Below are 19,164 nucleotides of genomic sequence, written 5' to 3' on the forward strand. Positions count from 1 at the left end.
CTGGCATCCCCGCCCTTGCGACCTTAAGTCCTGATCCATGCTGACACCCGAACAGGCCCGCGACCGGGCCGCCGATATCGTTGCCCGTGCCCGCGCCGCAGGAGCCGACGCCGCCGATGCGGTCTTTGCCGCCGATGCCGCGCTGGAGGTGTCGGTCCGCCTCGGCGCGCTGGAGGATGTCGGCCGGTCGGAAAGCGAGGAACTGGGCCTGCGCGTCTTTGTCGGGCGGCGCTCGGCTAGCGTGTCGACGTCGGACCTGTCGGGCGATGCGATGACCCTGGCCGTCGAGCGTGCCGTGGCCATGGCGCGCGAGGCGCCCGAGGATCGCTGGTCGGGCCTGGCGCCCGAGGAACGGCTGCTGCACGGCGCGCCGCCGATGCTCGACCTGGACGATGGCGGCGAGGTGGCGCCCGAGGCGCTGCGCGCCGCCGCGCTGGAGGCCGAGGAGGCTGCGCGCGCCGTGGCGGGCGTGACCAATTCCGAAGGGGCCGGGGCATCGGCCTCGCGTGTCGTCTCGGCATTGGCGACCAGCCACGGCTTTGCCGCGGGCTATGCCGCCACCGGTTACGGCCTGTCGGTCAGCGTGGTGGCGGGCGAGGGCGCGGCCATGCAGCGCGACTATGCCCATCACGGCGCGCGCCTGCGTCGCCTGCTTGAAGGGCCCGAGGCGATCGGCACCCGCGCGGGCGAGCGGACCGTGGCGCGGCTGAACCCGGGCAAGCTGGCCAGCGGCGCGATGACGGTCGTCTATGACCCGCGCGTCGGATCGTCGCTGGTCGGGCATCTCGTCTCCGCGATCGCGGGCGCGGCGATCACCCGGCGGACCAGCTTCCTGCTCGATGGCCTGGGCGAACAGGTGATGGCGGCGGGCATCCGGATCGAGGACGATCCGCATCGTCCGCACGGCCTGCGCTCGCGTCCCTTTGACGGCGAGGGGCTGGCCGTGTCGCCGACCGCGATCGTCGAGGACGGTGTGCTGGAAACCTGGCTGCTCGACTCCGCCTCTGCCCGGCAGTTGGGGCTGGAGCCGACCGGCCACGCCGCGCGCGGCACGGGCGGCGCACCGGGGGTGTCGACCAGCAACGTGTTCATGGCGGCGGGCCGCGTGCCGGTGGAAACGCTGATCGCCGATATCGCCGACGGCGTGTACGTCACCGAGCTGATCGGCAGCGGCGTCAATCCGGTCACCGGCGACTATAGCCGGGGGGCGGCGGGCTTTCGGATCGAGGGGGGACGGATCGCCGGGCCGGTTGCGGAGTTCACCGTGGCAGGCAATTTGAAGGATATGTTCCTCGCCATGACCCCGGCCAACGACCTGGAGTTCCGCTACGGCGTCAACGTGCCGACGCTGCGCATCGATGGAATGACGGTTGCCAGCAGCTGAGCCGATCCCGGAACCGATCCCCATATCGGACCTGATCCCTGCGGTCGTGGCGGCGGCGCGCGAGGCGGCCGCCATGGCGCTCGCCCGTTGGCGCACCGAATTCCGCCAGTGGGAAAAGACGCCGGGCAGCCCGGTGTGCGAGGTCGACCTGGACGTCGACCGGATGCTGCATGCGCGACTGAACGCGCTGGTTCCCGATGCGGGCTGGCTGTCGGAGGAGACGGCGGACAAGCCCGACCGACTGGCCGCGCGCCGCGTCTGGGTGGTCGATCCGATCGACGGCACGCGCGACTATATTCGCGGACGCGAGGGCTGGGCGGTGTCGGTCGCGCTGGTCGAGGACGGGCGGCCGGTGATCGGCGTGCTGGCCGCGCCCGCGCGCGGCGAATTGTGGCTGGCGCAGGCGGGCGGCGGCGCCACGCGCAATGGTCGCACATTGAGTGCGGGCTATTGCCGCCAGATGCCCGGCGCGCGCGTGCCGGTGGACGCCCTGCCCAAGGCGGATCGCGATCTGGTCGCCGTCTTCAAGCCCAACTCGATCGCGCTGCGCATCGCGATGGTCGCCGCCGACGAGGCCGATCTGGTCGCCACGCTGCGCTGGGGCAATGAGTGGGACATCGCGGCCGCCGCGCTGATCGCATCGGAAGCGGGGGCGGGGGTCGCCGATGCGCTGGGCCAGCCGCTGCTTTTCAACAAGCCCGATCCGCGCGCATTCGGCGTGCTGGTGACGGCGCGCGGGCTTCAGGCCCCGGCGCTCGAGCGGCTTACACCCCGTGCCCGCGAAGTGATCGTGCCGGTCACCGGCTGAGCAACCGGTCGACCCATTCGGGTACGCGTTCGCTGGCCGGGCCAAGACGACTTTCGTCGAACCATCCGCTGCCCTCCGATGGGTCGAGATTCAGCTTCAGCGTGCGCGCCCCGCAGGCGCTCGCCATCCGCACGAACCCGGCGGCCGGATAGACCGCGCCCGAGGTACCGATCGACACGAACAGATCGGCCCGTGCCAGCGCCGCCTCGATCCGGTCCATGTCGTACGGTATCTCACCGAAGAACACGATGTCGGGCCGCAAGCGCGGCGCGGCACAGGCGGGGCAGGGCGTGCCGGGCGGCAGGTCGCCCTCCCAACCGAACCGCTCGCCACAAGCCGCGCACAGCGCCTGCTTCAACGCCCCGTGCATGTGCAGCATCCGCACTGCCCCGGCGCGCTCATGCAGATCGTCGACATTCTGCGTGACGATCAGCAACTCACCCGGCCATTCCCGGTCCAGTCGCGCCAAGGCCTCATGCGCCGCATTGGGCGCGACCGTCGCCAGCGCCGCCCGCCGCAGGTCATAGAAGCGGTGGACGAGATCAGGATCGGCGGCCAGCGCCTCAGGCGTGCACACATCCTCGACCCGGTGCCCCTCCCACAACCCGCCGGGCCCGCGAAAAGTGGCGATGCCGGATTCGGCGGAGATGCCCGCGCCGGTGAGGATGACGATGTTGCGGGTGGCGGTCATGGCGTGACGTTCACCATGATAGTGTCCGATACCAGCTGGGCATAGCGGACGGGCTCGGACGGAAAGTCGAACAGAAAAATTCGGGCTTTCACTTTATATTGTCCAGCTTTCGGAAAGATCGTGTTCGTGCGTTCGCGTGTGGCGATACGGTAGGGCGATGTCGGCGATACCGTGACGAGATCCTCCGCCTTCAGCGGGGGCGGGGGCGGCGAGCCCATCATCGGTACGGCGGCTGTGACCGGTTGGCCTGTCGGCGTGACGACCTCGAAAGCGATGCCCCGTGCGGGTTGCAGAAACGGCGATACGGCAAAGCCTTTGGCCTTTGCGGTGATGACGACTTCGATGGGCGCTTCCCCGCGCATGGACAGCGTGGGTGCATGCAACCGGACTTCAATCGGTGGATTTTCATCGGCCCATGCTGCCTGCGCGGGGGGGGCTCCATCCCAAGGCTGACTGAAGACCAAGGAGCCAGAATAGCGGCATGCCGATTTTCCTCTATTCGACAGCGTTGGCGCACTGGGCGGACATAGGGATATGGAGGTCGTGATATGCCGTATGGCGGATCACGCGGCAATGATCGCGCGCGCAGTTGGCGACCCGCCGCAGCGGGCCGGTTTCGGATTGCCGCCCCGGCATGAGCCGCCGATGGTTGCGGTTCGGCACCGCGCCACATCCGACGCCCCTATTCGACGGGCGTGATGATGGCGGGCAAGGATTACAGCGATCGGATTGATGTCGGGACGCGGTGCGAGACTGGCCCGGAACCGGCCGAGGCGCGTTGAATGGACATACGGCCGGCGGTTTCCCCCGGTCGTAACCTGTGCCAAGGAACGCCGCATGACGACCTTTTCCCTTTTCACCACCGGAACTCCCGCATGACCGCCATCGGTATCTACGGCAGCGCCGGGCGTATGGGCCGCGCCATTGCCGACCTGATCGAGGGTGAGGGCGCGACGCTGGCTGGTGGGTGCGATTCGCGGGACGATCCCGATGCACTGGCCAAGGCGGCGGATGTGCTGGTCGACTTCTCGATCGCGGGGGCGCTCGACGTCCATCTCGCCGCCGCCCGCGCCGCGCGCACGCCGATCGTGATCGGCACCACCGGCCTTTCCCCGGCGCAGCATGCCGCGATCGACGCCGCCGCGACGGAGATCGCGGTGCTCCAGACCGGCAATACCTCGCTCGGCATCACGCTGCTCGCCAATCTGGTGCGCGAGGCGGCGGCGCGGCTGGGCAGCGACTGGGACATCGAGATCACCGAGATGCATCACCGGCACAAGCTCGACGCGCCTTCCGGCACTGCGCTGCTGCTGGGCGAGGCGGCGGCGGCGGGGCGGGGGCATCCGCTGTCCGAGTTGCGCGTCGATGGTCGCGCCGGGCTGGTCGGTGCGCGGACGGAGGGGACGATCGGTCTGGCGGCTTTGCGCGGCGGCTCGGTGATCGGCGATCATGAGGTGATCTTCGCGGGCGAGGGCGAGCGGGTGACGCTGGGCCATTTCGCGCAGGACCGCAGCATCTTCGCACGCGGCGCGGTGCGCGCGGCGCTGTGGCTCGCGGGGCAGGCGCCGGGGCGCTATCGCATGGGCGACGTGCTGGGCCTGTAAGAACCATGAAGACGGCCGACGTCGTCGAATTCTACCACCGGCTGGCGGAGGCGAACCCGCATCCCGAGACCGAGCTGGAATTCCGAAATCCCTATACGCTGGTCGTCGCGGTCGCGCTGTCGGCGCAGGCGACGGATGTCGGCGTGAACAAGGCCACGCGCGCGCTGTTTGCCGAGGTCGACACGCCCCAGAAGATGCTGGAACTCGGCGAAGAGGGGCTCAAAGCCCATATCAGGACGATCGGCCTGTTCAACACCAAGGCCAAGAACGTCATCGCCCTGTCGCAGATGCTGGTCGACGATTATGGCGGCGAGGTGCCGCAGGAGCGTGCCGATCTGGAGCGGCTGCCCGGGGTGGGGCGCAAGACCGCCAATGTCGTCCTGAACGTCGCCTTCGGGCACGAGACCTTCGCAGTCGATACGCACATCTTCCGCGTGTGCAACCGCACCGGCCTGGCCAAGGGCAAGACGGTGCTGGCGGTCGAGCTGAAGCTGGACAAGGCGACCCCGGCACCGTTCCGGGTGCATGCCCATCACTGGCTGATCCTGCACGGTCGCTATGTCTGCAAGGCCAGGCGGCCCGAATGCTGGCGCTGCCCGGTCGCGGACCTTTGCGCCTATCGCCCCAAGACGCCCGCCCCGGCGGTCAAGGCGGCAGCGTAAAAATGCTGGCCGGATAAAAAGGACTGGCGTGGAAGAACGCGCGATGCTAGTCGGCCAGCCCACGCACCCGTAGCTCAGCTGGATAGAGCGCTGCCCTCCGAAGGCAGAGGCCACTGGTTCGAATCCAGTCGGGTGCACCATTTCCTTCCAGCTTTAAGTATTGCGCCATCCTGGCGTGGTGATCCGTGATGGGAGATCGCCGATTTGCTCGGCATCGGCCCGTCGATCGGCTTCAAGCGGCACGGTCGGGTTGGTGCTTCGGTTTGGCCCAGTCAAATATCCAGGACGGCATGTCCGCCCCGGAGCCTGAGTCCGGAATCGGGTTAACCTTCAATCGACCAGCCAATCCGCGGTGATCTCGCCGCGATGCCCTTCCGGCGCCAGGGTGGCGCGGAGGGTTTCCAGCAGGGGTGGCAATCCTTGCGTGAAGGCATAGGGCGGATTGACGATGAACAGCCCCGCGCCGTTGTAGATGCCGGGCTGATCGGCATCATAGAGCCAATGCTCGACCGCCAGAAATTTCGGGATGCCGAGCCTGCGCAGATCATTCTTCCACCGCTGATGCGTCGCGCGGTCCTTCAGCGGATACCAGACGACGGTCACGCCATGCGCCCATTTGCGGTGCGCCGCGGCGAGGGTGGTCGTGATGCGGGCACGTTCGTCGGTCTGCTCATAGGGGGGATCGACCACCACCACGCCGCGCGGCGTGCGGGTGGGGAGCATCGCCAGCCAGAGTTCATAGGCATCACGCTCATGCACGGCGGCAGCCGTACCGCGCATCGCGCCGCGTAGCGCATAGGCGTCCTCGGGATGCTTTTCGTTGACGATCAGCAGGTCCTGCGGGCGCAGGAGTTGCGCCAGGAACCGTGGCGATCCGGGGTAGAGGCGTGGCTCCGCCCCGACATTCACCGCCCGGACGGCGGCGCGATAGTCATCCAGCAAGGGATCCGCGTCGGCAAAGGCCCGCATCACGCCTTGCGCGGCTTCGCCAGTGCGCTGGGCCTGCTCGCCGCCAAGGTCATAGATTCCGCAGCCGGCATGGGTGTCGATCAGCGTCAACGCGCCCTGTTTCTGCTGCAAGGCGCGGACGAGCGCGATCAGCAGGCTGTGCTTGACGACATCGGCGCTGTTGCCGGCATGGAAGGAGTGGCGATAATTCATGGGAATTCCGAACTCTGCGGTTTGGCTTTTCTGCGGGCTATCGGGCGAGGGAGCGACAAAGCCCCTCTGAGCACCGCCTCACATCAGTTTGCGTGGTTGGCGGCAACCGGCCACGGGCGCGCGCGTGATCCGCCATCCCGCCAGCCTTTCCCCAACTCCCGACGAAACGGCGTCATCGGTTGCTGCCCTTGGCCAGATGGGAAACCTCCTCGAACTGGCCCGGCGCGATCCCGGCGACGGACCAGTCGCCGATCGACCAGCGGACCAGGCGCAGCGTGGGCAGCCCGACCGCCGCCGTCATGCGCCGCACTTGCCGGTTGCGCCCTTCGCGTATGGTGATTTTCAGCCAGTTGTCGGGGATGGACTGGCGCTGGCGGATCGGGGGATCGCGCAGCCACAGGTCTGGCGCGTCGATACGAGCGATATCGGCGGGCAGGGTCATGCCGTCCTTGAGCTCGACGCCCCGCCGCAAACGGTCCAGTTCCGGCTCCTGCGGATCGCCTTCGACCTGTACGAGATAGGTCTTGGGCATCTTGAAGCGGGGATCGGCAATGCGTGCCTGTAGTCGCCCGTCATCGCACAGCAGCAGCAGGCCCTCGCTGTCGCGATCGAGCCGCCCGGCGGGATAGACGCCCTTCACCGTAATGAAGTCCGACAAGGTCGAGCGAACCGTCGGCGATCCGCGATCGGTGAATTGCGACAGGACCCCGAAGGGTTTGTTGAACAGCAGCAGCCGGGCCATCCCGCCCCCATAGCGTTCGGTTGCGGCTATGTCTTGCGACGCATCACCGCTCGCCGCCCCCGGCCCCAAAACGGGGAGCCTTGGCGAAATCCGCGCGCGCGAACGGGCGGTCGCGGAAGATATAGGCATAGTAGAAATCGCGCAGCCGGTGATGGAAGGCGCGAATACGGTCCTGATAGGCGAGTTGTGCCGCCAGATCGGTATCGGCCAGCCGCGTCAGCAGTGCCTGCACGCCGACCGAGGGCAGGAGCCAACCCAGCGCATCGGCGGTCGCGGCGCGGCGCTCCAGGCCGTGGCGATAGGCCCTGACCCGACCGGCGACGCTTTCATCGCCATTCTGATGGAAGGCGAAATACCATTTATAGTGGAAGGCCTCGGGCAAGGGCGGCGAGTTCGCCCATTCGGGGTGGCTGGCATAAAAGCGGCGCATCGTGTCTTCGCGCGGGATTTCCCAGGCGTGATGGACATTCTCGCGCTGGGCCAGGGCGATCTTGGCGCCTTCGTCGACCGGGATGGCGCGGTTGATGACGACATTGGCGAGCGTCGGGATGACCAGCACGAGCACCAGCCACGATCCCGCCAGCGTCGCGGCATTGGCCGTCGATCCATGGCCCAGCCGCGTCACCAGCCCGGCCAATCCGATCCAGAACAGCAGATACGCACCCGTCACCGCCACCACGAGCAGGATCGCCCAGGCGGCGACCCCCGACAGTACCGCGCCGACCACGAACGGCACCGCCAGCGCCGCCAGCAGGAGCGCGAGGCGGAGCAGCCCGCGCCGCAGCCACAGCCGCCGCGCCCCCGGCAAGGCGCCCAGCATCCGTGCGCGTCCCGCCTCCCGCTCGCCCGACTTCAGGTCGTGGAACAGGGCGATGACGAAGAGCGGCGCGAGGAACACCAGCACGAAGGCGAAATCGAACCGCCCCGGCAGCGCCAGTTCGGGATTGAAGGTGTCGCCGTCATAGATCTGCGCCTCCAGCCCCAGCGCGCGGACGCGCAGGATATAGGGCGCGACGTCGCGCATCCCGATCGCCGCGAAGGCCAGCGGCGCGGGCATGTCCCAGGTGGGGTGGAAGGTGTAATAGGCGGCGCTTCCGGCGTCTTTCTCACGATCGACGAAGGTGGCGATTGCCCCGACATCCTCGGCCTGCGCGGCGGCGACCGCCTCGATCGCGGCCCGTTGCCGCGCGATCTCGGCCATGCCGGCAGCGACGGCGGCTATGCTGAGCACGCCCAGCAGGACCAGCGCGATGCTCGCCATGCGCGACCGCAGCAACAGCCGCAGCTCATGCTTCCAGATCGCCATCACTTCGCTCCCAGTCGGCGGGTGGCAAGGGCCAGCGCGCCCATGGCCAGCACCAGCCAGCCCGACACGATCGCCAATCCCGGCAGGCTGGCACGCACCAGCGTCGCGGCATCGGGCTGGACGAAGGCGAATTCGGGCATCCGCCGCCAATTGTCCGCGCCGATCCGCTTGCGCCGGTCGGCACCGGCATCCTTGGCGGTATCGTCGGCATAGCTCACCGCCTCGGCCTGCAAGCGGTTCAGCCGCTGGACGAGGGCATAGCGATAGGCCTCCGCCTGTTCGAGGAAGCGCCGGTGCCCGGCAAAGTCGGTGCCCGCCGCCGCCATCGACGCCTGGCGCAGGGCGATGGTCGGGCTGAGCAGGCCGACACCGGTGACCAGCGCGTTCTGTCGCGCCTGGGTGGCGAAGCTGTCGGCGGCATAACGGTCGAACAACCGGCTGGTCATCGCCTCGCCGTCGAGCGCCAGCAGGCCCTTATAGTTGACCGGCAGATCCTCGATGCGGGTGACGCCATAGCGTTTCAGCACGTCCGCCTTGAACTTGGCGAAATGCGGGTCGTCGGGATTGTGGGTGTCGCCCATCTGGCGCAGGTCGCGGGCGATGGCGACGTCGGTCTGCAGGCGGTTGGCGAGCGGATAGGCTGCGCTCGCCATGTCGGGCGCGACACGCGGCAGCAGTACGACGGTCACCGCCCACACCGCCAACAGCGCCAGCAACGCATCGCGCCGACGACGGACCAGCATCGAGACGAGGATGATCGCCACCACCCACAGCGCCAGATAGGCGGCATAGGCCAGCGCGATTGCCGCCATCGGCCCGGCGAACGCCCCCGGCTGACCGGATATCAGGACGAAGCCGACCATCGCGGGCAGCCCGACGAGCAACGCCACGACGCCAAGCGCGGCGAGCTTGCCCAGCACGATCGCGCGCGCCGATGCCCCCTGCAACATCAGCGGCCGCAGCGTTCCCCCCTCGGTCTCGCGCGCGACGGCGCCATATCCCAGGAAGATCAGCAGCAGCGGGGCCACCGCCTGAAGGACGAAGGCCGGGGTCAACTGGCCGAAGCGGACCAGTGCCGAGCTTTGCCGCACATCGCCGAAATTGCTGGTGTTCTGGCGATGTCCTTCAAGGAACATGGTGTTGCCGGTAAACGCGTCGACGCCCGGATCGAAGGCGGCGAGCGGCCCCAGCGGGCGGAAGATGAAATGGCCATAATGGACAACGCGGTGCGGGTGGCGGTCGGGCTGTGCCTCGAACGCGTGGTTCGCCTCCGCCTGGTTGCGCGCGCGATTGTCGGCAATGCCCTGTTGATGCGTCCAGGACGTGACGACCGCGACCAGCGTCAGGACCAGCAGCAGCAGGATCGCGGTCACCGCGACGCGGTTGCGCCGCATCAGCCGCAATTCGTCGCGGGCGATCAGCGAGACGGCGCTCATGCCCCGGCCGCCCCCGCGAACCGGTCGTGCAGCGCCCGCACGTCGAACCGGTCCTTGCCCTCCGCCGCGACCTCCGCGACGATCCGTCCGCCCTCGAGGAAGCCGATGCGATCGGCGACATCGGCGGCGCTGAGCAGGTCGTGCGTCACCATCAGCACGGCGGTGCCGCGCGCGCGGACCGCATGGAGCAGCGCGTTGAAGTCTGCGGTCGCACGCGGATCGAGGCCCGAGGTCGGCTCGTCGAGCAGCAGCACCGGCACCTCGCGCAACAGCGCCACCGCGATCGCGACCTTTTGGCGCATCCCCTTGGAAAAGCCGCCCAGCCGCTGTTCGAAGGCCCGCTCCTGCAGGCCCGCCGCCGCCAGGGCATCGGTGATCGCCGTCCGCTCGCGCGGGGTTCCCGACAATGCGAGCAGGTAATCGGCATTCTCGACCGCGCTCAGATGTTCGTAGAGCGCGACATTTTCCGGCAGATAGGCAATGCGCCGCCGCGCCGCATCGGGATCGGCCGCCGGGTCGATCCCGCCCACCCGCACGCGGCCGCCATCGACCCGGACGAAACCGAGCAGCGCCGACAAGGTGGTCGACTTGCCCGCGCCGTTGCCGCCGAGCAGCGCATAGATCTCACCCGCCGCCATCGACAGCGTCAGGCCGTCGAGCACGCGGTGTGCACCATAATGCAGGACCGCATCCTCCATGGCGATTTCGGGCGCGGCGGCGGGTATCTGGGATATCGTCGACATGCCGGGCTTCCTGCCCTCCGAGAGGCATGATCGTCAACAGTGATGATGTATCATAGCATTGACAGCGGCTACGCAATCGGTTTTGACCGTAAGGTAACAATATATCATTTGTTCGGGGGAACATTCATGACGATCTGCCTGCGCCGGTTCGGACCGGTCCTGATGCTCGTGCCGATGCTGATGGCCGCAAGCGCGTCGGCGAACGAAAAGGCGACCGATCCGGCACCCGCAAGCGACGCGCAGTCGGATGAAATTCTGATCACCGGGTCACGCCAGGCCAATGCCAGCATCAACGGTCTTGCCATCGATCCGCATCTCCTGCCGCAGAATGTCCGCCTGCTCGACGACCAGCTGATCGAGCGGGCGGGCTTTACCGACCTGTCGCAGCTGTTCGATCTGGCGGGCGGCATGTCGCGGCAGAACAGTTTCGGCGGCGCCTGGGACGCCTATGCGATCCGGGGATTTTCCGGCGATATCAATCAGGGGCCGGACCTGCTGGTCAATCGGTTCAGCGCCAATCGCGGCTTCAATGCGCGCCGCGACGTGGCGACGGTCGAAAGCTTCCAGGTGCTGAAGGGCCCGGCCTCGGCGCTATCGGGCAAGGGCGAACCGGGCGGATCGATCAACATCGTGACCAAGGCCCCGCTCGACCATGTCCATGCCGGCGGCGAGCTGGGCTATGCCAGCTTCGATACGTGGCGCGGCAGCTTCGATATCGGCGGCCCGGTCGGCAACGGCCTGTCGACGCGGGTCATCGGCGTCTATCAGGACGGCGGCAGCTTCCGCGACTTCGTGCATAACGACCGGCTGCTGTTCGCGCCGTCGATCGGCTGGCGGCTGAACGACCGGGTGCGGCTGCTCTACCAGCTCGAATATAATCTGGTGGGATTTACTCATGATCGCGGGCTAGTGGCGGTGAACGGCAATGGCCGCGCGCTGCCGCGCAACCGGTTCCTGGGCGAGCCGAACGACGGACAGATGACCCAGCGCACGTCGCAGCATCAGGCGACCGCCTATGTCGACCTCGGCCCCGGCGTCGCTTTGGAGGGCGGCGTCCAGTATCGCGACGGCGCGCTGCTGGGGCAGTCGACGCACAATAGCAGACTGGTCGGCACGCAGCTGTGGCGGCAGTTGCGCATCCACGATTATCGCTGGCAGGATCTGTCGGGGCGGATCGAACTGAGCGCCAATCGCACGCTGCTCGGCATCGGCCATCAGATGCGGGTCGGTGCCGATGCGTTCGGCTATGACCAGCGGCGCATCTTCTACCGGTTCAGCCCGACCGCGGCGCAGCCCTATGCCATCGACATCTTCAAGCCGGTCTATGGCCAGCCCAAGCCGGTCGCCCCGCTCAACCAGGATCTGCTCGAAAAGCTGAGCGGGCACAGCGTCTATGCGCAGGACCTGCTGACGCTCGACGATCGCTTCTCGCTGCTCCTCGGCATCCGCCATGACTGGGTTCGGCAGGACAATTTGAACTTCCGCAACGGCCGTACCGACCGCCAGCGCCCCCAGGCGACATCCCCGCGCGCCGCCTTCACCTTCGCGCCCAGCGAGCATCTCTCGACCTATATCAGCTGGGGCCGGTCGTTCCGGTTCAACCAGGGCGTCGACGCCGTCGCCAACCCGTTCGCGCCGGAGCGCGGCGAGGCGTGGGAAGGCGGGGTCAAGATCGCGGCGCTGGACAAGAGGCTGACCGGCACCGTCTCGCTGTTCCGGATCACCAAGCACAACGTCCTGGTGAACGATCCGGCCAATTCCGGTTTTTCCATCGCCACCGGCGCGGCGCGCAGCCGGGGCGTGGAGGCCGACGTCAACTACCGCGCCGGAAACCGGCTGACCCTGACCGGCGTCTATGCCTATACCGACGCGCGGGTGACGCGCGACACGCGGCCGGGCCTGACCGGCAGCGGCCTGTCGAACATCCCGCGTCACAGCGGGGCCGCCTATGCCTTCTGGCAGTCGCGGGGCAGCGAACCGGGATCGGTCGGCATCGGGACGGGCGTGACCTATGTCGGCGAGCGGCCGGGCGATGACGTCGCCAGCGGTTTTCGCCTGCCGGGCTATACCACCGCGCGTCTCAACCTGTCCTATCAGGTGCGCCAAGGTGTGTCGGCGCACCTGGACGGCGAGAATCTGTTCGACGCCTATTATCTCGAAAGCAGCTATTCGAACATATGGATCACGCCCGGTGCACCGCGCACGATCCGCGCCCGGGTCGCCGTCGCGCTGTGAGACGCCTGGCCTGGGGGCTGGTGCTGGTCGCCGGTGGCTGGCACGCGCCCGCCGCCGCGCAGCGCACCGCCGAAAATACGGTGCGCGAGGCCGAGGACGGCTTCGGCAAGAGCGTCGGCAGCGAATCGATCGGCATCTATGCCAGTGGCGAAGTACGCGGGTTCAGCGCGACCGAGGCGGGCAACAACCGGATCGAGGGCGTCTACTGGGATCGTGCGGCAATCCTGAGCAGCGTCATCACGCGCGGATCGACGACCCGCGTCGGCCTCAGCGCCTTTGGCTATCCGCTGCCCGCGCCGACCGGGATCATCGACTATGACCTGCGTCGCGCCGGAACCAGGCCGGTCGTCAGCGTGCAGGTGAACAGCGGGGACTATCTGGGCACCGACCTGATCGTCGATGCCGCGATCCCGATCGGCGACCGCGTCGGCGTGAACCTCGATTTCGGCCTGTATGACGATGAATATGTCAGCGGCGCCGGTGGCTGGTACGTCAGCTATGGCGGGATCGCGCGCGTGCGCCCGGTCGACGATGTCGAACTGACCGGCTTCTATGGCGGCTATAGCTTTGGCGACGAGGAACAGGCGCCGACGATCTTCACCGTCGACGGCCGCGTGCCGCAGCGCATCGCGCGCCGCCGCTTCTTCGGACAGGATTGGGCCGACTGGGCGGGGCAGGCCTTCAATTATGGCGGGTTGGCCAAGGCGACGTTCGGTTTGTGGCAGGTCGCGGCCGGTGCCTTTCGCAGCCGTTTCGCGCGCGACGAATATCACACCGCCTTTTATCGCGGGGTGGATGCAAGCGGGGTCGGCCGTTCCTTCGTACTGGCGGGGGAGGACCAGACGACCGCCTCGGCCTCGGGCGAGTTGCGGGTCAGTCGTCTGATCGAGGAGGGCGCGCGTCGTCACCGGCTGCTCGCCTCGGTCCGGGCCCGCAATGTGGCGGCGCGCTATGGCGGGCTGGCCACCGCCGATTTCGGGCTGGCGACGATCGGCGTTCCCGTGGACGAGTCCCGGCCCTCGCTGGTGCCCGGCGAGCGCACGCGCGACGATGTGCAGCAGACGAGCTATGCGATCGGGTACGAACTCCGCTGGGCCCGGCGGCTCGAACTCAATCTCGGCCTGACGCGGACCGATTATCGCAAGCTGGTCGCGGTGCCGGGCGCGCCGGTCGTCATCGAGCGCGACCGGCCCTGGCTTTGGAACGCCGCGCTCGCGCTGCTGCCGACCGATCGCCTGACGGTGTATGCCGCGACGACGCGCGGGCTGGAGGAAAGCGGCATCGCACCGGGCAATGCGGGCAACCCCGGCGCGGCGCTCCCCGCGCTGCGCACCCGGCAATATGAAGCGGGTGTACGCTACGCCTTTTCCGGCGGCTGGCGCGCGACGGCGGCGGTGTTCGACATCGCCAAGCCCTATTTCGATCTCGACCGGCGTGACGGCCTGTATCGCCAACTGGGCACCGTCACGCATCGCGGGGCCGAGGCATCGCTGTCGGGCAGTCCGCTGGAAGGGCTGAGCCTGGTCGCCGGGACGGTATGGCTGCACCCCCGCGTAACGGGGCAGGCGGTCGACGACGGGCGGATCGGCGCGCGCCCGATCGGCCGCACGCCCCTGTTCGTCGATGCCAGCGCCGATTATCGCATCCCTGGGCTCACCGGCTTTTCAATCGATGGTCATGCGACGTTCGAGGCGCGCCGGACCGCCAATGCCGCGAACACCGCGACGCTTCCGGCACGCGCGATCCTCGACCTGGGCACCCGTTATCGCAGCCGCATCGGTCGCGTGCCGACGCTGTTCCGCGTCCAGGTGCGCAACGTGGCGGATGTCTTTGGCTGGCGGGTATCGGGCGGCGGCGGATACACCCTGCTGCCGGGCCGACGCGTCACGGCCAGCGTCACCGCGGATATATGATCCGGTCGACCGGATACCTGCCGGAGCGCCCGGTCAGCCGCCGCGCCGGACGCCGGGGAAGACCGTGGAGCGTTTGACGATCCCATAGGCGAAGCTGGTGTCGATCGCGGCGATCCCGGCGATCGGGTGGAGTTTCGAGCGCACGAAATCCTCATAGTCCTTCAGCGAGGCGACCAGCACGCGCAGCAAATAGTCGTCGCTGCCCGTCATGACATAGCAATCGAGCACCGCATCCATGCCGCCGATCGCCGCCTCGAACGCGGCGACGGTGGCGTCGTCATGCTTTTGCAGGCGGATGCGGACCAGCGCGGTGACGGGCAGGCCGTACGCCTCCTCGTCGATCACGGCGGTATAGCCGCGAATGACGCCCGCATTCTCCAGCATCCGCAACCGCCGCAGGCAGGGGGAGGGCGACAGGTTGACCTGTTCGGACAACTCCTGATTGGTCAGGCGGCCATTGGCCTGCAACGCCGCGATGATCTGCCGATCCTTGTCGTCCAACGCCTGCCCTTTCCGTGATCGAGGATATGCCGCCTAACGTAAGACGGCGGCGTCTCCAATCAGGCGGCCAGCGCGGGCGTGGCGTCGCGCACCGGCATGGCCAGCGCCTGGTCCAGGTCGGCGATGATGTCGGCCACATCCTCAATCCCGACCGACAGGCGGATCAGCCCCTCGGGAATGCCGTGCGCGGCACGTTCCTCGGGCGTGTAGGTCGAATGGGTCATCGAGGCAGGGTGCTGGATCAGCGACTCGGTATCGCCCAGCGACACCGCGCGGCGGATCAGCGCCAGGCGGTTCATCATGCTGCGCCCCGCCGCCAGCCCCGCGACCAGTTCGAAGGCGATCATCGCGCCGAAGCCGGGCATTTGCCGCTTGGCCAGATCATGCTGGGGAAAGCTTTCCAGCCCTGGATAATGGACCTTCGCCACGCCCGGATGGGCATCGAGAAAGCGGGCGACGGCGGCGGCATTGGCGCAATGCTCGGTCATGCGCAGCTTCAGCGTCTTGATCCCGCGCAGCAGCAGCATGGCGTTGAACGGCGACATGACCGCGCCGGTCAGGTCCTTCAGTCCCTGCATCCGCACCTGCGCCATGTCCTCGGCCCGGCCGACCGCGATGCCGCCGACCAGGTCGCCATGCCCGCCCAGATATTTGGTGGCCGAATGGACGACGATATCCGCGCCCAGCTCGATCGGCCTGGTCAGGATCGGGGTGGCATAGGTGTTGTCGACCACCAGCCGGACCCCGGCGGCCTTGGCGATGTGCGCGATGGCGGCGATGTCGACCAGGCGCATGTTCGGATTGGCGGGCGTTTCGAAATAGATGATGCGCGTCGCCGGGGTGATCGCATCCGCGACGGCTTCGACATCGGTCATGTCGACATGGGTCACCGTGATCCCGAACCGCGCCAGGCCATCGCGCAGGAAGGCGAAGGTGCAGCCGTACAGCGTCTTGTCGGTCAGTACCGTGTCGCCGGGCGACAGGAAGGTCCACATGACCGCGCAGATCGCTCCCATGCCCGACGCCAGCGCCAGGCCCGCCTCGGCATTTTCCAGGCTGGCGCAACGCCGCTCGAGCAGGTCGAGGGTCGGGTTGGAGATGCGCGAATAGACATGGCCCGGCGCAGTCCCGGCAAACATGTCCGCGCCCGCCTCGACCGAATCGAACACGAAGGTGGAGGTCAGGTACATGGGCGGGGACAGCGCACCGTCATGGGCGGACGGGTCATATCCATGGTGGATGGCGCGCGTCGCCATCCGGGTATTGCTCAGGTCCGCCATGCTTCCTCGCCTTTGTCTCTATGTCGCCGAGCATAGCGAATTTGCGACGGCATTTCCGATCAAAGTCGGTGCGTAAGGGGTGCCGGTAAAGCAGATTCTGCCAATATAGCGTAGATTAATGCAGGAACCTGCCAACAATGACCGGGTGTCAGTGACTGGCAACTCGGGGCCATTGGCCATGAGTGCTGAACTCTCGGGATGCAGGCCAGGTGCCACGGCGCGAGGCTGGCGGATATCCCAGCGGATCAGCCGGTCCGCGAAACATGACAAAGGATGAAAAGGCACGGCTGTGCGATATTAGAGCATGACACCGCCGCACTCCGTCTGTTAGCCCTGTCGCCATGCCCGTTTCGGCCGCCGCCTCCGCCCGCGAGATCCTCGTTCGTCTGCACGACGTGATGGCGTCGCGCACCCCCGCCCAAGCCAAGCTGAACCAGGTGGTCCAGATCATCGGCGAGGCGATCGGCAGCGAGGTCTGCTCGATCTATCTGCTGCGCGAGGGCGTGCTGGAGCTGTTCGCGACGCGCGGCCTGGCCGAGGAGGCGGTGCACGTCACCAAGCTGGCGATGGGCGAAGGCCTTGTCGGCACCATCGCCGAGGATGTCGAGGTGCTGAACCTCGACGAAGCCGCCAGCCATCCCGACTTCGCCTACAAGCCCGAGACCGGCGAGGACCGCTTCCACAGCTTTGCGGGCGTGCCGATCATCCGGCGCGAGCGGGCGGTGGGCGTGCTGGCGGTTCAGCATAGCGAACCGCGCAAATATGCCGATGTCGAGATCGAGGCGTTGCAGACCGTCGCCATGGTCCTGTCCGAGCTGATCGCCAATGCCGGGCTGATCGACGCGGCGGGCGCGGCGGGGGCCCGGCCGCAGATGACCGCGACGATCCGCCTGTCGGGGCAGAAGCTGGTCGAGGGGATGGGCAGCGGCTTTGCCGTCTATCACCAGCCGCGCATCTTCATCGAGCATACGGTGGCCGAGGATATCGATGCCGAACGCCGCCGCGTCTATGCCGCGTTCGACAAGATGCGCGAACAGATCGACCGCATGGCGCGCGAGGCCGAGTTCGGCGTGGCGGGCGAGCATGTCGAGGTCATCGAGACCTACAAGATGTTCGCCTATGACGAAGGCTGGGCGCGCCGGATCAACGAGGCGATCGACAGCGGCCTGACCGCGGAGGCGGCGATCGAGCGGGTGCAGCAGCGTACGCGCCAGCGGATGCGCCAGATCGACGATCCGCTGCTCGCCGACCGGATGCACGATCTGGAGGACCTGTCCAACCGGCTGCTGCGCATCGTGTCGGGCCAGATGGGCACGGCGGCGCAGCTGGGGCTGCGGCAGGACACGATCCTGCTCGCGCGCAACCTGGGTCCGGCCGAGCTGCTGGAATATGACCGGCGGCGGCTGAAGGGCGTGATCCTGGAGGAAGGGTCGCTGACCGCGCATGTCATCATCGTCGCGCGCGCCATGGGCGTGCCGGTGCTGGGCCGGGTCAGCGATGTGCGCCGCCAGATCGCGGACGGCGACCAGTTGCTGCTCGACGTGGCGGAGGGCAGCGTTCTGGTCCGTCCGACCGCGGCGATGGAGGAGGCGTTCGAGGCCAAGCTGCAGCTTCGCCAGAAGCGGCGCGCGGCCTTTGCGGCGCTGCGCGACGTGCCGCCGGTGACGAAGGACGGACACCGCGTCACCCTGATGGTCAATGCCGGGCTGCGCGACGATGCCGCCGCACTCGACACCACGGGTGCGGACGGGATCGGGCTGTTCCGCACCGAGTTCCAGTTCCTGGTTTCCGCCACCCTGCCGCAGCGCGAACGACAGCAGCGGCTGTACCGCGACGTCATGGAGGCGGCGGGCGACCGGCCGGTGGTGTTCCGCACCATCGACATCGGCGGCGACAAGGCTCTGCCCTATCTCAACACCGATCCCGGCGACGAGGAAAACCCGGCCATGGGCTGGCGCGCGCTGCGCCTGGCGCTGGAGCGCGACGGCCTGATGAAGGCGCAGGCGCGCGCGCTGATCGAGGCGGGGGCGGGGCGGACCCTGAACATCATGTTCCCGATGGTGTCGGAGGCATGGGAGTTCGACGAGGCCAAGGCGCTGTTCGAGGCGCAGCGCGCCTGGCTGGGTTCGCGCGGGCGTCGCCTGCCGCTCGACGTCCGCTACGGCGCGATGCTCGAAGTGCCGGCGCTCGCCGAACAGCTCGACCTGATCCTGCCGAACGTCGATTTCCTGTCGATCGGCACCAACGATCTGACCCAGTTCCTGTTCGCCGCCGATCGTGCGAACCCGAAGCTGGCCGAACGCTATGACTGGCTGAGCCCGTCGATCCTGCGCTTTCTGCGCCGGGTGGTCGAGCCGGCCCACGCGGCGGGGGTGCCGATCGGCGTGTGCGGCGAGATGGGCGGCCGCCCGCTGGAGGCGATGGCGCTGATCGGCCTCGGCATCGACCGGCTGTCGATCACCCCGGCGGCGGTGGGCCCGGTCAAGGCCATGATCCGCTCGCTGGACCGCGTGGCGATCACCGCCGAAATGACGCGGCTGCTCGCCCATCCGGTGCGGGACATGCGCGGGGCGCTTGGTGCCTGGGCTGCGACGAATGGTGTGGAATTGGCCTGATCCAGGTCAGGGGTGCGCGTTGACTTGATCCCAGCCGTCTGAAAGAACGACCGCGATCATGGGGTGGGCCATGATCGCTTCGG

General features: G+C 67.9%; 16 protein-coding genes and 1 tRNA gene. 8 read left to right on the forward strand and 9 right to left on the reverse strand.

Features of this window, described 5'->3' with window-relative positions:
- Positions 1-37: 37 nt before the first annotated feature.
- Both SOM26_RS05610 and SOM26_RS05615 read left to right on the forward strand, forming a co-directional pair.
- Positions 38-1,384, forward strand: a complete 1,347-nt coding sequence (locus SOM26_RS05610) for a TldD/PmbA family protein (RefSeq protein ID WP_320451735.1) — start codon at positions 38-40, stop codon at positions 1,382-1,384.
- Positions 1,371-2,192: a 3'(2'),5'-bisphosphate nucleotidase CysQ gene (locus SOM26_RS05615; protein WP_414712018.1), complete on the forward strand. Its 822-nt coding sequence runs from the start codon at positions 1,371-1,373 to the stop codon at positions 2,190-2,192. The genes SOM26_RS05610 and SOM26_RS05615 overlap by 14 nt, the downstream gene beginning before the upstream one ends.
- Here the strand turns inward: SOM26_RS05615 and SOM26_RS05620 are convergent.
- Positions 2,182-2,883, reverse strand: a complete 702-nt coding sequence (locus SOM26_RS05620; protein WP_320451736.1) for an NAD-dependent deacylase — start codon at positions 2,881-2,883, stop codon at positions 2,182-2,184. The genes SOM26_RS05615 and SOM26_RS05620 overlap by 11 nt on opposite strands.
- Positions 2,880-3,245: a hypothetical protein gene (locus SOM26_RS05625; protein WP_320451737.1), complete on the reverse strand. Its 366-nt coding sequence runs from the start codon at positions 3,243-3,245 to the stop codon at positions 2,880-2,882. The genes SOM26_RS05620 and SOM26_RS05625 overlap by 4 nt, the downstream gene beginning before the upstream one ends.
- A gap of 513 nt (positions 3,246-3,758) precedes the next feature.
- Between SOM26_RS05625 and dapB the strand changes: the two genes are divergently transcribed.
- The 3 genes from dapB to SOM26_RS05640 all read left to right on the forward strand — a co-directional run bounded on the left by dapB (position 3,759) and on the right by SOM26_RS05640 (position 5,289).
- Positions 3,759-4,487 carry a 4-hydroxy-tetrahydrodipicolinate reductase gene (gene dapB, locus SOM26_RS05630; protein WP_320451738.1) on the forward strand — a complete coding sequence of 243 codons (729 nt, stop codon included), beginning with the start codon at positions 3,759-3,761 and terminating at the stop codon, positions 4,485-4,487.
- A gap of 5 nt (positions 4,488-4,492) precedes the next feature.
- Positions 4,493-5,149 (forward strand): endonuclease III, encoded by a 657-nt coding sequence (gene nth, locus SOM26_RS05635; protein ID WP_320451739.1) that lies wholly within the window; start codon positions 4,493-4,495, stop codon positions 5,147-5,149.
- Positions 5,150-5,212: 63 nt separating this feature from the next.
- A tRNA-Arg gene (locus tag SOM26_RS05640) sits at positions 5,213-5,289 on the forward strand.
- A gap of 190 nt (positions 5,290-5,479) precedes the next feature.
- On the opposite strand, the gene SOM26_RS05645 is transcribed toward SOM26_RS05640, so the two are convergent.
- The 5 genes from SOM26_RS05645 to SOM26_RS05665 all read right to left on the reverse strand — a co-directional run bounded on the left by SOM26_RS05645 (position 5,480) and on the right by SOM26_RS05665 (position 10,537).
- Positions 5,480-6,310, reverse strand: coding sequence for a 23S rRNA (adenine(2030)-N(6))-methyltransferase RlmJ (locus SOM26_RS05645; protein ID WP_320451740.1), 831 nt, complete (start codon positions 6,308-6,310; stop codon positions 5,480-5,482).
- 172 nt (positions 6,311-6,482) lie between these two features.
- On the reverse strand, positions 6,483-7,052 hold the full coding sequence (locus SOM26_RS05650) for a pseudouridine synthase (RefSeq protein ID WP_320451741.1): 570 nt from the start codon (positions 7,050-7,052) through the stop codon (positions 6,483-6,485).
- 43 nt (positions 7,053-7,095) lie between these two features.
- A complete protein-coding gene (locus SOM26_RS05655; protein WP_320451742.1) occupies positions 7,096-8,358 on the reverse strand; it encodes a DUF3526 domain-containing protein in 1,263 nt (420 codons plus the stop codon).
- On the reverse strand, positions 8,358-9,794 hold the full coding sequence (locus SOM26_RS05660) for an ABC transporter permease (RefSeq protein ID WP_320451743.1): 1,437 nt from the start codon (positions 9,792-9,794) through the stop codon (positions 8,358-8,360). The genes SOM26_RS05655 and SOM26_RS05660 overlap by 1 nt, the downstream gene beginning before the upstream one ends.
- Positions 9,791-10,537: an ABC transporter ATP-binding protein gene (locus tag SOM26_RS05665; protein ID WP_320451744.1), complete on the reverse strand. Its 747-nt coding sequence runs from the start codon at positions 10,535-10,537 to the stop codon at positions 9,791-9,793. The genes SOM26_RS05660 and SOM26_RS05665 overlap by 4 nt, the downstream gene beginning before the upstream one ends.
- Before the next feature lie 126 nt (positions 10,538-10,663).
- Between SOM26_RS05665 and SOM26_RS05670 the strand changes: the two genes are divergently transcribed.
- Together SOM26_RS05670 and SOM26_RS05675 are read left to right on the forward strand one after the other, a co-directional pair.
- Positions 10,664-12,772 carry a TonB-dependent siderophore receptor gene (locus tag SOM26_RS05670; RefSeq protein ID WP_320451745.1) on the forward strand — a complete coding sequence of 703 codons (2,109 nt, stop codon included), beginning with the start codon at positions 10,664-10,666 and terminating at the stop codon, positions 12,770-12,772.
- Positions 12,769-14,685 (forward strand): TonB-dependent receptor, encoded by a 1,917-nt coding sequence (locus SOM26_RS05675; protein ID WP_320451746.1) that lies wholly within the window; start codon positions 12,769-12,771, stop codon positions 14,683-14,685. Before SOM26_RS05670 ends, SOM26_RS05675 begins: the two co-directional genes overlap by 4 nt.
- Before the next feature lie 33 nt (positions 14,686-14,718).
- On the opposite strand, the gene SOM26_RS05680 is transcribed toward SOM26_RS05675, so the two are convergent.
- Both SOM26_RS05680 and SOM26_RS05685 read right to left on the reverse strand, forming a co-directional pair.
- The gene (locus tag SOM26_RS05680) at positions 14,719-15,186 is read right to left on the reverse strand and encodes an Lrp/AsnC family transcriptional regulator (RefSeq protein WP_320451747.1); all 468 of its coding nucleotides are present in this window, start codon (positions 15,184-15,186) and stop codon (positions 14,719-14,721) included.
- A 59-nt stretch (positions 15,187-15,245) separates the two neighbouring features.
- Entirely contained in the window at positions 15,246-16,466 is a 1,221-nt protein-coding gene (locus SOM26_RS05685) for a methionine gamma-lyase (RefSeq protein ID WP_320451748.1), read from the reverse strand.
- Between the two features lie 341 nt (positions 16,467-16,807).
- On the opposite strand from SOM26_RS05685, the gene ptsP reads away from it, so the two are divergent.
- The gene (gene ptsP / locus SOM26_RS05690; protein ID WP_320451749.1) at positions 16,808-19,081 is read left to right on the forward strand and encodes a phosphoenolpyruvate--protein phosphotransferase; all 2,274 of its coding nucleotides are present in this window, start codon (positions 16,808-16,810) and stop codon (positions 19,079-19,081) included.
- Positions 19,082-19,164 lie beyond the last annotated feature (83 nt).

The organism is Sphingomonas sp. CFBP8993 (genome assembly GCF_034044895.1).
Taxonomy (GTDB): Bacteria; Pseudomonadota; Alphaproteobacteria; order Sphingomonadales; family Sphingomonadaceae; genus Sphingomonas.